The sequence below is a fragment of the Vreelandella neptunia genome (assembly GCF_000712975.1).
GTDB classification, from domain to species: domain Bacteria; phylum Pseudomonadota; class Gammaproteobacteria; order Pseudomonadales; family Halomonadaceae; genus Vreelandella; species Vreelandella qaidamensis.
Genome location: NZ_JHQL01000001.1, coordinates 724,084 through 738,541 on the forward strand (window position 1 = coordinate 724,084; position 14,458 = coordinate 738,541).

General features: G+C 51.2%; 11 protein-coding genes. 8 read left to right on the plus strand and 3 right to left on the minus strand.

Translation table 11 applies throughout. From position 1 onward, the window contains the following. The first annotated feature begins 10 nt into the window (after nt 1-10). Complete coding sequence (locus tag CR46_RS0103335; protein ID WP_030070109.1) at nt 11-568, plus strand: NUDIX hydrolase; 558 nt, start codon at nt 11-13, stop codon at nt 566-568. Between the two features lie 44 nt (nt 569-612). Here CR46_RS0103335 and CR46_RS0103340 read toward each other — a convergent pair whose 3' ends face one another. Further along, nucleotides 613-924 carry a YqfO family protein gene (locus tag CR46_RS0103340; RefSeq protein ID WP_030070110.1) on the minus strand — a complete coding sequence of 104 codons (312 nt, stop codon included), beginning with the start codon at nt 922-924 and terminating at the stop codon, nt 613-615. Nucleotides 925-1,210: 286 nt separating this feature from the next. On the opposite strand from CR46_RS0103340, the gene CR46_RS0103345 reads away from it, so the two are divergent. From CR46_RS0103345 to CR46_RS0103370, 6 genes are all read left to right on the plus strand, one after another. After that, nucleotides 1,211-2,056 (plus strand): fructosamine kinase family protein, encoded by an 846-nt coding sequence (locus tag CR46_RS0103345; protein ID WP_030070111.1) that lies wholly within the window; start codon nt 1,211-1,213, stop codon nt 2,054-2,056. Nucleotides 2,057-2,331: 275 nt separating this feature from the next. After that, nucleotides 2,332-3,810 carry a TolC family outer membrane protein gene (locus tag CR46_RS0103350; RefSeq protein WP_030070112.1) on the plus strand — a complete coding sequence of 493 codons (1,479 nt, stop codon included), beginning with the start codon at nt 2,332-2,334 and terminating at the stop codon, nt 3,808-3,810. Between the two features lie 92 nt (nt 3,811-3,902). Beyond that, nucleotides 3,903-5,171 (plus strand): efflux RND transporter periplasmic adaptor subunit, encoded by a 1,269-nt coding sequence (locus CR46_RS0103355; protein ID WP_030070113.1) that lies wholly within the window; start codon nt 3,903-3,905, stop codon nt 5,169-5,171. Further along, entirely contained in the window at nt 5,171-8,368 is a 3,198-nt protein-coding gene (locus CR46_RS0103360; protein ID WP_030070114.1) for an efflux RND transporter permease subunit, read from the plus strand. The genes CR46_RS0103355 and CR46_RS0103360 overlap by 1 nt, the downstream gene beginning before the upstream one ends. Nucleotides 8,369-8,599: 231 nt before the next feature. Further along, on the plus strand, nt 8,600-10,621 hold the full coding sequence (locus CR46_RS0103365; protein WP_030070115.1) for an oleate hydratase: 2,022 nt from the start codon (nt 8,600-8,602) through the stop codon (nt 10,619-10,621). A gap of 246 nt (nt 10,622-10,867) precedes the next feature. Then, complete coding sequence (locus tag CR46_RS0103370) at nt 10,868-11,545, plus strand: hypothetical protein (RefSeq protein WP_404813842.1); 678 nt, start codon at nt 10,868-10,870, stop codon at nt 11,543-11,545. Nucleotides 11,546-11,555: 10 nt separating this feature from the next. Here the strand turns inward: CR46_RS0103370 and CR46_RS0103375 are convergent, their stop codons facing one another. Together CR46_RS0103375 and CR46_RS0103380 are read right to left on the minus strand one after the other, a co-directional pair. Next, a complete protein-coding gene (locus CR46_RS0103375) occupies nt 11,556-12,488 on the minus strand; it encodes an alpha/beta fold hydrolase (RefSeq protein WP_030070117.1) in 933 nt (310 codons plus the stop codon). Nucleotides 12,489-12,550: 62 nt separating this feature from the next. Beyond that, nucleotides 12,551-13,162 carry a TetR family transcriptional regulator gene (locus CR46_RS0103380; RefSeq protein ID WP_030070118.1) on the minus strand — a complete coding sequence of 204 codons (612 nt, stop codon included), beginning with the start codon at nt 13,160-13,162 and terminating at the stop codon, nt 12,551-12,553. Nucleotides 13,163-13,367: 205 nt separating this feature from the next. On the opposite strand from CR46_RS0103380, the gene CR46_RS0103385 reads away from it, so the two are divergent. Next, entirely contained in the window at nt 13,368-14,399 is a 1,032-nt protein-coding gene (locus CR46_RS0103385) for a succinylglutamate desuccinylase/aspartoacylase family protein (protein WP_030070119.1), read from the plus strand. Nucleotides 14,400-14,458: the final 59 nt, after the last annotated feature.

The following is a 14,458-nucleotide window of genomic DNA, read 5'->3' on the forward strand; positions in this document are numbered from 1 at the left end:
AGAAAACGCGATGAATTTTTGTAGTCAGTGTGGTGAAAAAGTCCGTTTTGCTGTTCCTGAAGGCGATGACCGTTCACGCTATTTATGCGATGCCTGTGGCGCTATTCATTATCAAAATCCACGTATTGTGGCGGGTACGTTGCCGGTAATTGGCGATAAAATATTGCTGTGTAAGCGGGCGATTTCTCCTCGTAAAGGGTACTGGACACTTCCAGCGGGCTATATGGAAAATGCCGAAACCACTCAGCAGGCCGCCGCAAGAGAGACCTGGGAAGAGGCCTTTGCAGAGGTCAAGCTGGAAGGGTTATACACACTCATTGATCTACCTCATATCAATCAAGTGTATATGATTTTCCGTGCAGAGCTTCTCGGTGGTTTTAGTGCTGGCCCTGAAAGCCTAGAGGTAGCGCTGTTCGAAGAGCATGAGATCCCCTGGGATGAACTTGCCTTTCCCACCATTGAGCGCACGCTGCAGCACTTTTATGAAGATCGAAAAAGCGCCCACTACCCGCTACACATCAGCGCAATTACCCCTGAAGACAGGGAGCGTTATTTTGGCAGCGCCTAAGCTCTTTTAGTGCCTAAGCTCTTTTAATGCAGGGCATCGCTGAATTACAGATCGGCTAATTGCCAAACATCATAGGCCACCTCTTCATAGGGGTGGGCTAATTTCAAAGCGGCAATGGCGGCCTGAATGTGCTCATCTTGGCAGACAAGCTCCACCTTTACCTCTTCAACAGTTTCAAGCGTGCCCACTTTGCCTAGGTGTGGCTCTGCGCCTTCTAGCGGACGAAACTGCCCGATGCCGCGGGTTTGAAAACAGCAGGCCTCGTAATCACCAATTCGCCCAGCGCCTGTTTCAAACACCGCTTCTTTAACGCTCTCTGCATCTTCAATGGGAACAAAAAAAGCCAGCTTGTACATAGTAATCAGGCTCCAAAATTAGCGCAGGCAAGGTAACGCTGCTTTCAGAATGATCACCTAGCCAGAGGGATTGCCCAGCAGCGGTACGACCTTGTAACGTTCAAAGTGTATAAAAACAAACAAAGAATAGCTTACAGAAACAGAATAGTTAGAAACAGGTTGGTTAGAAATAGAGTATCTAAAAACTAAGTATCTAAAAACTAAGCATCTAAAAACTAAGCATCTAGAAGTGAGTAGGAAAAAGCTAAGCGAATGATCGCTACGTCAACGGTTCAGAGTGAGCGTTATGGATAACAATCTGAGTAACTTGCTGGATACGCTGGGATTAATCCCCACTGATAAGCTTCAGCCACTCAGTGGTGGTGACATAGCTGCTGTTTACGCCTTAATGACTCGCCAGGGGCAAGTCGTTATCAAACACGATAACCCTGCGCGATTACTTGGTGAAGCCGAAGGGCTTCGCACGCTCAAGGGGGCGGGCACTTCATTAGTGATCCCTGAGGTGCTAGGTGAGTCAATGGGGTGGCTGGTGATAGAGTCGCTCGATACCAAACCTGCAAACACCCAGAGTAGCATCGCTTTGGGCGAGGAGCTACGTGAGTTGCATGGAGTGATAGGTGATGCCCATGGCTGGCATCAGGACAATGCCTGTGGGCGTACGCCCCAGCCCAACGCCCCATTGTCAGATGGTCGTGCGTTTCAGCGCGAACGACGTTTACTGCCTCTTAGTCAAGCCTGCTATCAGAAGGGGCTGCTGGATGAGGCCTTGCGCAGCCGTGTGGAACACCAAGCAGGCCAATTAGAAACATGGTTGCCAGATTCGCCTGCCAGCCTTATTCATGGGGACCTATGGGCGGGCAATGTGCTGACGACCACAAGAGGGCCGGCACTGATCGACCCTTCTGTTTATCGCCATTATCCCGATGTTGATGTGGCTATGCTGACTCTATTTGGATCGCCAGGCACACCTTTTTTTGATGCTTACTGGGACGGCAATAAGCCAATCGACTGGCCAAGACGAGAAGCGCTTTTCCAGCTTTATCCGTTGCTTAATCATCTGTTGATGTTTGGTTCCGGCTATCGCAGCGCCGTTGAACGTTGTGTGGCAGTGCTGGAGGCTTTTGAAGAGTAATATGGAAGCACTAACAGCTTGTGATTACCGTTCACAGTGGCACTGATGGTTCAGCTGTTGGGCCTGTTAAAGGTCGTGCTAAAAAACTGCCAGCTCAGTGCGCTTTGAACTAAGGTAAAAGAGAGTCTTGTGCAGTGCGGCTATTTATAAGTAACACTGTCCACACATTTAGGTTAAGTTCAAGCCTAGCATACATACATGAATGTAACTATAATGCCATCTTTTAGAATGGCTATCCGACTCGCCACCCTACGTTGACACCTAGAGGCAATCCCATGCGACTGGCACACTGGGCAGTCAATGCCCCTTTTCGTCCCCTGCTATTAGCAGTCCTTACATCATCTTTCATGCTGCCAGCTCACGCGGCAGATCTAATCAATATCACCCGCGACGCGCTTAATAATAATGCTGCCTTGGCGTCGGCACGTGCTGAGTTTTCAAGTGTTGAAGCGGCAAGTGACGTGGCAAGTGGAGCATTGTTGCCCCAGGTAAATGCCTCTGGAAACGTTGTTCATAATCAGCAGTATGAAAGCCAGTCCTTCGCGAGGAGTGCAGGGCAGGGAGCCGAACAGAGTGCTGGTACAGCAGGGGTGGGAGGCAGTGACGATCGATTCAACACGATGTCGTTAAGCCTTGAAGCGACGCAAGCGCTCTTTAACGAAGTGGCGCGTCAGGAAGTGAATCAGGCTGAGCGTCAGATTGATCAACAAGTGTATCTCTTGGCTGCCACTGAACAGCAGTTGCTGATTGACGTTGCCAGCGCATATTTCGATATTTTACGTGCCCATGAAGTGTTAGAGGCGCGCTTAGCCCAAGAGCGTGCGATTGGTCGCCAGCTTGAACAAGCGCGAGAGCAGTTTGAAGTTGGTCTCATTGCGATTACTGAGGTTGAAGAAGCGCGGGCGAGTTTTGATCAATCTCGTGCGGATCGTATCGCTGCAGAAAGTAATCTTCAGGTGGCATTTGAAGTGCTTGAACAGTTAACAGGGCAGCGTTACGCCAGTATTGATGCCTTGGGCGACGCAATGCCGATTGCCTTGCCAACGCCTTCGGATCGCAATTACTGGGTAGAGCAAGCCATTGAACGTAACCCGCAGGTGCTGGCCCAGCAGGCAGGCATTGAGCTTTCTCGCGTAGGCGTTGAGCTTGCGCGTGCAGGACGCATGCCCACAGTGCAGGCGTTCGCTAACTATCAATACGCAGATAGTGATAGAGATCAGGTCAGTGGTTACGACACGTCAAGCCAGGTGGGCGTTTCAGCGAACTTGCCTATTTATACGGGTGGCAGCACCAGTGCTCGTATCCGCCAAGGTACCTTCCTGCTTGAAAGTAGCCAGTACGATTTTGAGTCCCAGCGCCGTACTACTATCCAACAGGTGCGTTCGCTTTATACCCAGGTCAGTAACAACGTCGATACCGTTGAGGCGCGACAGCAGGCAATTGTCTCTAACCGAAGTGCTTTAGAAGCAACTCGCGCTGGTTATGAAGTAGGCACGCGTAATATTGTTGATGTGCTAAACGCTGAACAGAACCTTTATAACGCCATTGCTAACTACGCAGAGGCACGCTACGACTACGTAGTGAACTTACTGTCATTGCGTCAACAGGCTGGTTTGCTGGACGTTGAGGCGATCGAAGAAGTCAATGCATGGCTAACGGGCGATCAGGTGAATTTCACGCTGCCTGAGGGTGGTAGCCCTGACACCTACCAGCGGGCTATGGAGATTGGCGCGCCGCCCACGCCAGGTGCATAAGTTAGCAAAACGTTCGTTTTCTAACACGTTAAATCAATCGAGCGCTGTGCTGCTATCCGTCAATGTTGAAAAGAAGAATGGGAAACCGATGTATGAAGAAGACGATTCACTCAGGTCGAGCGAGTCTAGTGACGCTGATAGCTGCACTGGCGCTAGCCGCATGCGGTCAGGAGCAGCCTCAGGAACAGCAGGCTGGTCAGCAGGAAGCGCCGCCTTATGCGGTAGAAGTTGCTGAAATTGCACGTCAGGATATTCCGCTAGATAAATCGTATCCGTCGCTGCTGCGCAGCGATAGTGAAGTCACGTTGGTGGCGCGGGTAAACGGGTTCCTGGAAGAGCGCCATTTTGAGCCTGGACAATTGGTAGAACAGGGTGATCGGCTCTATACCATTGAGCCAGATCTCTACCAAGCAACGGTTAATCAGCGTGAGGCTGACTTACAAAGTGCGCGCGCTGAGTTGGCACGTGCCCAGCGCGATGCGCAGCGCTTTGAGCAGCTGTTAAGCCAAAACTCGGTGAGTCGTCAGCAGTATGATCAAGCACTGGCTGACCAGCGGGTTGCCCAAGCCAGTGTAGCTCAAGCAGAAGCTGCCTTAACCAGCGCTAACCTTGATTTAGGCTATTCAAACGTCACTGCTCCCGTGTCTGGCATGATCAGCTTAAGCCAAATAAATGTAGGTAACTTAGTGACGCCAGGGACTGAACTGGCCACTATCACGCCGCTTGATCCCCTTGAAGTACGTTTTCAGCTACCCCAGCGGGATGCCTTTGAACTGCGTCGTCAACTGGGAGAGCGCGGGAGCGCATCAGACATTACCGCCCGGTTGAGTGTGCCAGGGCAAACTAACGGCGATAACACAGAGCTTGAAGGCCGCCTGAACTTTCTTGGTTCCCGAGTTGATACCGGCACCAGCACGGTGCAAGCGTCAGCAACGTTTGCCAACCCCGATGGCGCGGTGTTGCCTGGTCAGTTCGTGCGGGTTCGTATTGAAGGCTTGAAGCGCTTTGATGTGTTGGCCGTGCCAGAAATTGCCGTTACTCAGGGTTTAATGGGGCCGCAGGTCTTTATTGTTGATGATGACAATAAAGCTCGCGAGCGTACGGTTCAGCTCGGAGAAGTGGCTGGCCCATGGCAGATCATTCGTGATGGTCTTTCTGCTGGCGAGCGCGTTGTTGTTGGTGACCCTGCTGGTTTAGAGCCAGGCAGGGCAATTGACCCTCAGCCGTTTGAGGGTAGCGCTGGCGCTATTGTCGAAGAAGCAGAGCAGGAAGAGGCTCAGCAAGAAGCCGAGCAGGCAGAGGCAATGCAGGAAGGGGAGGCTGACGCACAGCCTGCAGAAGGGGAAGAGGGCGCGCAATAATGAACTTTTCCAACTTCTTTATCAGCCGACCGATCTTCGCTACCGTTTTGGCGATTATCTTGACGCTGGTAGGTACGATGGCAATGCGAATATTGCCGATTGAGCAGTATCCCAGCGTTGTACCTCCCACGGTGTCGGTGCAGGCTCAGTTCCCTGGGGCAGATGCTGAAACAGTGGCGCAGACCGTCGCAGCACCACTTGCTGAGGCCATCAATGGTGTTGAGGACATGTTGTATATGACCTCAAACAGCGCTGATAACGGCACCATGAGTCTGAGTGTCGCCTTTAATATCGGCACGGATGGTGACATCAACACCATCAACGTGAACAACCGAGTGCAGGGCGCACTTTCACAGCTACCCGAGGCGGTACAATCGCAAGGGGTAACGGTCGAGTTACGCTCCGACTCTATTTTGATGCTTGTTGCCTTGACGTCACCCAGCGGTGACTACAGCAAGATCTACATGCAGAACTATGCCACATTAAATATCTTAGATGAGCTACGCCAAGTGCCCGGTGTAGGTAATGCCGAAGTGTTAGGCGGCGGTGAGTTTGCGATGCGGGTGTGGATGGATCCCGACAAGCTCGCTCAGTACGACCTGACGCCCAGTGAAGTGGCCAGCGCTATTCGCGCGCAGAATACCGAGATCCCTGCGGGTAACTTAGCGGCAACGCCACAAAGCGAACCGCGCGCTTATACCTACACGATTACCGCCGGTGGTCGTTTGTCGGGCACCGATGATTTTCGCAATATCTTTCTGCGCACCAATCCAGACGGCTCTTCGCTACGTTTAGAAGATGTGGCGCGGATTGAGCTGGGTGCGTCGTTTTATGGCGTGGATGCTCGTTTAAACGGCGCCACGATGACGCCCATTATTATTAACCAGCAGCCGGGTGCCAACGCGTTGGAAACCGCTGATGCGGTACGCACTACCATGGAAGAGCTTGCCGGGCGCTTCCCGCCAGGGCTTGAATATGTAACGCCTTACGACACCACGTTGTTTATTGATGCCTCTGTAGAAACCGTATTAAAGACCTTTATCGAAGCGTTTCTGATCGTTATCGTTATTCTGTTTATCTTCTTGCAGAACTGGCGTTTTACAGTCATTGCTATGTCAGTCGTGCCGGTGTCGGTTATCGGCACCTTTGCAGGCTTCTACTTGTTTGGCTTCTCCATCAACCTGCTTACGTTGTTTGCCTTGGTGCTGTCGATAGGCATCGTAGTGGATGACGCGATACTGGTGGTTGAAAACGTCGAACGGGTACTGAGCGAAGAAGATGATATTTCGGTGCGTGATGCGACCATTCGTGCGATGAAAGAAGTGGGCGGCCCGGTTATTGCCACGTCGCTGATTATGGCGGCGGTATTTGTGCCGGTGGCATTTCTGGGTGGTTTTACCGGCCAAATTTATCAGCAGTTTGCGATTACCGTGGCGATATCAGTGGCGCTTTCAGCGCTAATGGCACTGACCTTTACCCCCGCGCTCTCGGCTATCTTCATTAAGCATAACCTGCATAAAACGAAACAGTCTGCGTTCCGGCGAGCGATTACCACGCCGCTGCGCCTATTTGACCGTTTCTTCGCTGGTTTTACCGCCGCGTATATGTGGTTCGTGAAAAAGCTGGTGCGCTTCTGGGTGTTAGCGCTCGCGCTAACCGTGGCGGTCGGTGCTGGTTCTTACTGGCTCTACGCGAATACGCCTTCCACGCTTGTACCTGAAACTGACCAAGGTATCGTACTGGTCAGTGTTTCATTGCCCGATGCCGCGTCACTTAGCCGAACCCAAGCCTATATGGCTGAACTTAGTTCACAGATAGAAGATATTCCTGGCGTTGAGTACTCTTCTGCGGTCGCAGGCTATGACATTTTGTCGAGCGCGGTTAATACCGCTCGTGGCATCATGTTTATCAACATGAAAACCTGGGCTGAGCGAGAGCTAACAGCAAATGAGCTGGTCGGCCGTATTATGCAGCTGGGCGCGAGTATTGATGGTGGTTCGGCGATGGCGTTTAACGTGCCGCCGATAATGGGGCTTTCTACAACGGGTGGTTTCACTGGCTACTTGCAATCATTTGAGGGCGCTTCCACGCGTGAGCTTTATCAAGCGTCCTTGCAAATTATGCAGGCAGCGAACCAACACCCAGCATTAAGTCGCGTATTCACGACGTTTAATGTCAATGTGCCTTCTTACCGTGCGGAGATTGACCAGCAAAAAGCACTCAGTTATGGCGTTGCGCTTGAGAATATCAACTCAGCGCTTGCCAATACCTTCGGTAATGGGTTTGTTAACTTCTTTAGTTACCAAAACCGCAATTTCCAGGTCTACTTACAGAACGAAGATGAATTCCGTAAAACACCGGATGATGTCAGCAGCGTTTATGTGCGTAGTGGCAATGGCGATCGCATACCGCTTTCCGAGTTCGTCACGCTTGAACGCCAAACGGGTCCGGCGGTTGTATCCCGCTTCGGTGTTTATGCAGGTGCTCAGTTCCAAGGTAACCCAGCTCCAGGCTACAGTTCTGCCCAGGCGATTGAAGCCATGGAAGAAGTGGTTCAGGAAACGTTAGGCAGAAACTGGGGCATGGGCTGGACAGGAACAGCGTACCAAGAGTCTAACCTTGGCAATACCGCCGTACTTGCCATCGTGTTTGGTATCCTGATGGTGTTCTTAATCCTGGCGGCTCAGTACGAAAGCTGGTCGCTACCGCTCGCAGTGTTGACGGCTACGCCATTCGCTTTCCTAGGGGGGATCGGCGGCATTGTGCTACGAGGGTTAGATACCAGTGTGTACGTACAGATTGGGATGTTGGTGGTGGTCGGCTTGGCTGCCAAAAACGCGATATTAATCGTTGAGTTTGCTGAGCTACAGCGCAAAGAGCAGGGTAAGTCGATTCGTGAAGCAGCGATTACTGCTGCGGAGCTTCGCTTCCGCCCTATTGTGATGACGTCACTTGCCTTTATCTTCGGCACCTTGCCGTTGGCACTGGCTACTGGCGCGAGTGATGTGAGTAGTCACCACATAGGCACCACCGTTGCAGTGGGTATGGCGTCTGTCGCAATCCTGGGAAGCCTGTTTATTCCCAGCTTCTACGCCATGATTGCCACGGTTTCCGACTGGCTCTATCGTAAACGCCATCCTGACCAAGAGCGAGATAGCCGCAACGGACAGGCAGCGGTAGGTCACGATCAGCCGTAACGCTGTTTAGTCATTGGCGAACGGGCACCATGTGAACATGGTGCCCGTTTTTTTATAGTGGCCATTTTGTTGTCGACCTAAATGGCTTAATTGCCGGTAGCGCTAGTGGGAATAATTAATATTGCTAATTTTTCGAATTTTTACATTAGTTATTTATGGTTTTTTAGAGGCTGTTAGGTTTTTTAAACTACACTTTATTGATAGTAATTGCCCAGAAAAGGATAGCTATCAATGAGCAACTCTAACCCTTCAAAAATATCTGGTTCAAAGCTGATAGCTCATATTGACGCCCTTGAGAAGCAGCCTCTCGATATTACGCCAGACGCCTCATCAAGACACTTGCATAACGGTATCGACACGCCATTTCCACCCGCCGATCTGCATGGCAGCTATACCAACAACCGGCCACTTCCGACCGAGGGTATTGAGCAGCGTCACGCCTGGATCGTTGGTGGCGGTATTGCTGGGTTGTCTGCTGCTTTCTTCCTGATTCGTGACGGTCATATGCCCGCTGGCAATATCACTTTCCTAGAGGAGCAGAGCATAGAGGGCGGCTCGTTGGATGGTGCTGGTAACGCGGAAGAAGGCTATATCGTGCGCGGAGGCCGTGAAATGGAGATGACCTACCAGAATTTCTGGGACGTCTTCTCGGAAATACCGGCGCTTGAGTTGCCGCCGCCTTTTACTGTGCTAGATGAGTACCGCATTGTAAATGACGCTGACAAAAACTGGTCAAAAGCGCGCCTGTTGGAAAAGCAAGGCCAGATCAAAGATTTTTCCACCATGAACCTCACCAAACGCCAGCAGCTGGAAGTCATCAAGCTACTGCTAGCGCGTAAAGAGGATCTGGATGATGTCACTGTAGAGCAGTGGTTTAGTGAAGGTTTTCTAGACACTAATTTCTATACCTTCTGGCGCACCATGTTTGCCTTCCAAAACTGGCATTCAGTGCTCGAAATGAAGCTATATATGCATCGCTTCCTGCACCTGATGGATGGCCTTAACGACATGACGTCATTGGTATTTCCAAAGTACAACCAGTACGACAGTTTTGTTCGACCACTGATGAGTTGGCTGAAGGATCAGGGTGTAAAGATTGAGTACGATACGGTTGTCGAAAACCTAGGCATGGAGACTCAGGAAGGCGGCAGTAGAACCGTCACCACCATTCAGTGTCACGGTAGTAACGGCGGTAAAGCCATCACGGTCGGTCCCCGCGACTTGGTGTTCGTCACCACGGGTTCGATGACCGAAGATACTGCTTATGGCGATGATGACACCGTTCCACAGCTGAAAGATAAAGGGCAGGCTGGCGTGGGATCAGGTTGGCAACTGTGGAAGAATCTCGCAGAAAAATCTGACATTTTTGGGAAGCCAGAAAAGTTCTGCGGGGACGTTCTTCGTTCTACCTGGGAGTCTGTAACGCTTACCTGTAAACCTTCGCCTTTGATGGATAAGCTTAAGGAATTGTCGGTTAACGATCCTTATTCAGGGTTCACAGCCACCGGTGGGATTATTACCTTTACAGACTCTTCCTGGTTAATGAGCTTTACCTGCAATCGCCAGCCGCACTTCCCCGACCAGCCCGACGATGTGATTGTGCTGTGGACATACGCCTTGTTGATGGACAAGCCCGGCGACTATGTCAAAAAGCCAATGCCAGCGTGCACCGGTAAAGAAGTGTTGACTGAAATGTGCTACCACCTTGGTTTGATTGATCAGGTTGATGCCATAGTAGCCGCTACCAAAACCCGTATCGCGCTAATGCCCTATATCACCGCTCAATTTATGCCAAGAGCTAAGGGAGATCGCCCCGAGGTGGTTCCTGAAGGCTGCACCAACCTGGCCTGTATGGGTCAGTTTGTAGAAACCCATAACGATGTTGTGTTCACGCTGGAAAGTTCGGTGAGAACAGCCCGTATTGGCGTCTACAGCTTACTTGGGCTTAAAAAACAGGTGCCTGATATCTATCCTGGTCAATACGACGTGCGTCGTTTGCTGCGAGCTACCCGCACCTTGAACAGCGACGACGCGTTTATAGGCGAAGGTGTATTACGCCGTCTACTGGGTGGGACCTACTTTGAAAATGTACTGCCGCTTGGTGCAGATGAAACCCCCGATGATCTTCACCACCATGGACGATTGGATCACCAGCTTCAGGCTATTCGTAGCTTAATAGGCGACAATCATACTCTTGACGACGTTAAAAGCCGGCTTCAGGAGCTAAGGGATAAGCTGCGCGGGCGTCGCTGATTTACGCTCGTTTATATTAATTATTTACTATTCCCCGCTCTCCGCCATCGCGCGGTGAGTAGGGGATGCCTTTCGCATAAAGCCCACGGCTGAACTTTCGACTATTAAGTGATGGGCATCAAGTTAGCTAAACACATAAACGCGTAAGGTGGTCTACGCTAAAAGAGATCGCTGTTTTTAGCTTGTACTAATAAAGATAACATCAAGCGAAAACATCACCAGGCTTTGTCTGGAGGAGAATACGCCATGATTCACTCGCTTGTTTCCGCTGCACTGCAATTTCCTACGATCGTTTTTACCCTCTTATTGGCTTTGACAGCACTCTACTGGTTACTGGTGTTAATTAGGCTTGCACCGCTTGAGCTGTTTGAGCGCGATAGCCTGCGCGACGACCACATGGCCAGCACACTTGTGTCGTTAGGCTTTGCAGGTGTACCCGCCACGCTTGCGCTAAGTATTTTGGTACTTTTTGCGGGGGTAATTTCGCTCGCTATTGAGCTACTGGCCCTGCGCTGGTTATCGCTGGGTATGTTGAGAGTGCCTGTCGGCGTGCTTGTACTGTGGGTATCATTTGCGGTTGCGTCGCCGATTGCGGCGGCCGTGTGCCACTCAGTGCAACGCGCGCTTCATCGCTATCAGCCGTTCAATCGTCGCTGTTTATTAGGCGCTACTGTCGTTGTTTCTGAACGCCAGAATGATGAATACGCCTCGGCTCAGCTGGAAAATGAACCCAGCAGTGCTGTTAGGTTGCACTGTAAAGCAGGAGACTGCCCACAAACGGGCGAGCGCCGGGTGCTAGTGAAATATCTTGCCGACGAAGGCGCATACCGTAGTGTGATTGAGCAGCAATATCTCGATACGCGCGTTCGTGTGAATAAGCTGCGCTTGCACCGCAAACATCATTCAAATGGCTATTCCACCTAGTGGGTGTTGTTTAGCCAAATAGCCGCCGCCACTGTTTAACAATCCACTGTGCAATAGGAAGCGACGTAGAAGGAGCACTTGCTGGTTTGCTGGAGGTGAAAGCGCTCAGTGGCGTATCGAGAAACTGACGAAGCGGTGTGACTTGTTCGGGATGATTCAGCATAGGAGCATGGCCGCAGCCTGGGGCGGTGAAGGTGACCAAGCCAGGTTGTACCTCTTTCATTCTAGGCAGCGTTTCGGCATCCAGTAGCGTTGATTCAGCACCTCGAATTACCATCACAGGGCAGTGAATGTTCGCCCAATCTGCCCATGTGTCTCGTGGTGTGTCATGGATAAACTGCTCACCAATGCGTGGATCAAAGTGGTAAGTCCAACACCCATCTGGTAGCCGCCGAGCGCTGCCAAGTGCTAATGCCCGCCACTCAGCGTCACTGGTGATCCCAAAGCTTGCGTAGTGCTGCATCAGTTCTTTTTGTAGATCCACAAAGCTCGTAAAGCGATGGGTTAGGCTGAAATAGCTGGAGAGTGCGATGAGTCCCTCTTTATTCAGTTCAGGCCCAACATCATTGAGGATAAGTCTAGAAATCCGTTGGCTATGCGTTTTATCGGCAGCGAGCAGCATGCCCAGTAGCCCTCCCATGGACGTGCCCAGCCAGTCGACTTGCTTTAACTGGAAATGATCTAAAATAGCGATCGCCACCGTCATATAGTGGCTGTAAAGATAGTCGTGGGCAGGAAACAGTGACCAGCTGGAAAGACCGCGACCAGGCGTATCCGGCGCAAGAATACGCCAGTCGCTGCCTAGCTGGTGTGCAAGTGCCTCGAAGTCGCCGCCGTGACGCGCAAGGCCATGCCACGCAATCAGCGTGCGCGGTGCGCTGGGGTTCCAAATACGAACAGCAATATCAAGTTCGCGGACACGAACAAATTCCAATGCATCCATAACATAATCCTATGCTGACAATGCGCTCAGTATAGGTGTATTGCTGCATTGCAGCGAGATGGTTAGCGCTGCATCATGGTGATTAAGGTATCGATAAGTTCACCGCCACGCTCACGTAGCGAGAAAGACTCAGGATTACGCAGCCAGTCGTGGAACAAACCACCCAGTGCTGCTTGCATCAGCCGGGTTGCCACCTCTGGGGACAGATCATCGCGTAGTAACTGCTGCTGCTGGGCCAGTTGAAAGACCAACAGCATTTCGTCGAAACACTCATCAGCGATTTCATCTTGCATCTGAATCGGATTAATATCGCTAAAGAATTCGCAGCGATGCAGAAGAATCGACAAAATGCGCTGATGAGATGGCTGTTCCAAACGGTTAAGCCCAGCATGGCAAGCAAGCTGAATAGCGGTAAGTGGCGAGAGGGTAGGGTCAGCGTTGTTGACCTCTTCCATTAAGGATTGGAAAGGCATGCGGACACGCTCCACCAACGCCATAAATAAGTCGCCTTTATTTTTAAAATGCCAATAAACGGCACCCCGCGTCAGATTAGCATGACGGGCAATTTGCTCCAGCGATGTGCGAGCTACGCCTTTTGCGAAAAACACTTCTTCAGCCGCATCCAACAGCGCTTCGCGAGTTGCAGCAGCCTCCGCTTTGGTTTTTCTTGCCATAAAAACGTAACCTCAATAAGTGACACGGGATAGTCACATTTTACCGTATGTGCATCACTTTTTACATTCAAAACTGTATGGTTAATTGTTTTAGCTCATAACCTAGGTTAGTAAAGTCGTTATTTCAGTGAAAGACGTATAAGATTTGTTTGGAAACGCTGTTTCGAAATGAAACCGTCATTACCCACGTTATAGGGATTTCAGCATGGCGCGAGCACCTTTTATTTTGGCAGGGCACACTGTAATGCCTGGCCAACGCTTACAAATAGATGTGCCTGTGGCACGCCTATACACCCACACACAGCTGCATATTCCGGTTGAGGTCGTGCATGGGCGTAAAGATGGCCCGGTCATGTTGGTGTGTGGTGGCATTCATGGTGATGAAATTAATGGGGTAGAGATTGTTCGTCGTTTGCTGCGTTCCAAGGCAATTAACAGCTTGCGCGGTACGTTAATTGCGGTACCCGTGGTGAATGTCTTCGGTTTTTTACAGCAAACGCGCTATTTGCCAGACCGCCGCGATTTGAACCGCTGTTTCCCGGGCAGTGAAAAGGGCTCGTTAGGTGGGCGCATTGCGGCGCTATTCCGCGATGAAATTGTCGATCACGCCACGCATATTATCGACTTGCATACCGGTGCTATTCACCGTACCAACCTTCCGCAGATTCGTGCCCAGCTCCAGCCAGGCAGTGAAACGGAGCGCATGGCCGATGCATTTGGCGCGCCCGTTGTGCTTAATGCAGAGCTCCGTGAAGGTAGTTTGCGCCACTATGCGCAAAACCGTGGTATCCCTGTGCTGACTTATGAAGCGGGTGAGGCGCTACGTTTTGATGAGTGGGCAATTGCCCCCGGCGTGCGTGGTGTTTTACGAGTTATGCGACGTTTAGGCATGCTAGCGGGCGAGCAGCGTCGCCGCTCGCCAATGCCTGCGGAACTTGCCAATGGCTCTAGCTGGGCGCGGGCACCTATCGACGGCATCTTACGACCCAAAGTGCGCCTAGGTGCCCGGGTGGCAAAAGGCGAAGTGCTCGGTAAAGTGGCTGACCCGTTTGGTAACGATGAGGGCGAAGTGCTCTCCATGGCCGACGGTATTGTGATTGGTATGAGTCGCTTGCCACTAGCGAATGAAGGTGAAGCGCTTTATCACATTGCCCGCTTTGATGAGATTGAGGAAGCTGAGACAGCCATTGAGAATTTTCAATCAAGCCTAACGCCTCAGCCTGATGCGATGTATTGATACGATGTATTGATACGTGTTTTTGGTGCGAGATTAAAGTTATTGATTCAACATTATAG

What these genes read in the sequence shown, in the direction of transcription:
- CR46_RS0103335 (WP_030070109.1), top strand. Translation starts at nt 11, where the DNA reads ATGAATTTTTGTAGTCAGTGTGGTGAAAAAGTCCGTTTTGCTGTTCCT.
- CR46_RS0103340 (WP_030070110.1), bottom strand. Translation starts at nt 924, where the DNA reads ATGTACAAGCTGGCTTTTTTTGTTCCCATTGAAGATGCAGAGAGCGTT.
- CR46_RS0103365 (WP_030070115.1), top strand. Translation starts at nt 8,600, where the DNA reads ATGAGCAACTCTAACCCTTCAAAAATATCTGGTTCAAAGCTGATAGCT.
- CR46_RS0103385 (WP_030070119.1), top strand. Translation starts at nt 13,368, where the DNA reads ATGGCGCGAGCACCTTTTATTTTGGCAGGGCACACTGTAATGCCTGGC.
- CR46_RS0103345 (WP_030070111.1), top strand. Translation starts at nt 1,211, where the DNA reads ATGGATAACAATCTGAGTAACTTGCTGGATACGCTGGGATTAATCCCC.
- CR46_RS0103360 (WP_030070114.1), top strand. Translation starts at nt 5,171, where the DNA reads ATGAACTTTTCCAACTTCTTTATCAGCCGACCGATCTTCGCTACCGTT.
- CR46_RS0103380 (WP_030070118.1), bottom strand. Translation starts at nt 13,162, where the DNA reads ATGGCAAGAAAAACCAAAGCGGAGGCTGCTGCAACTCGCGAAGCGCTG.
- CR46_RS0103355 (WP_030070113.1), top strand. Translation starts at nt 3,903, where the DNA reads ATGAAGAAGACGATTCACTCAGGTCGAGCGAGTCTAGTGACGCTGATA.
- CR46_RS0103375 (WP_030070117.1), bottom strand. Translation starts at nt 12,488, where the DNA reads ATGGATGCATTGGAATTTGTTCGTGTCCGCGAACTTGATATTGCTGTT.
- CR46_RS0103350 (WP_030070112.1), top strand. Translation starts at nt 2,332, where the DNA reads ATGCGACTGGCACACTGGGCAGTCAATGCCCCTTTTCGTCCCCTGCTA.
- CR46_RS0103370 (WP_404813842.1), top strand. Translation starts at nt 10,868, where the DNA reads ATGATTCACTCGCTTGTTTCCGCTGCACTGCAATTTCCTACGATCGTT.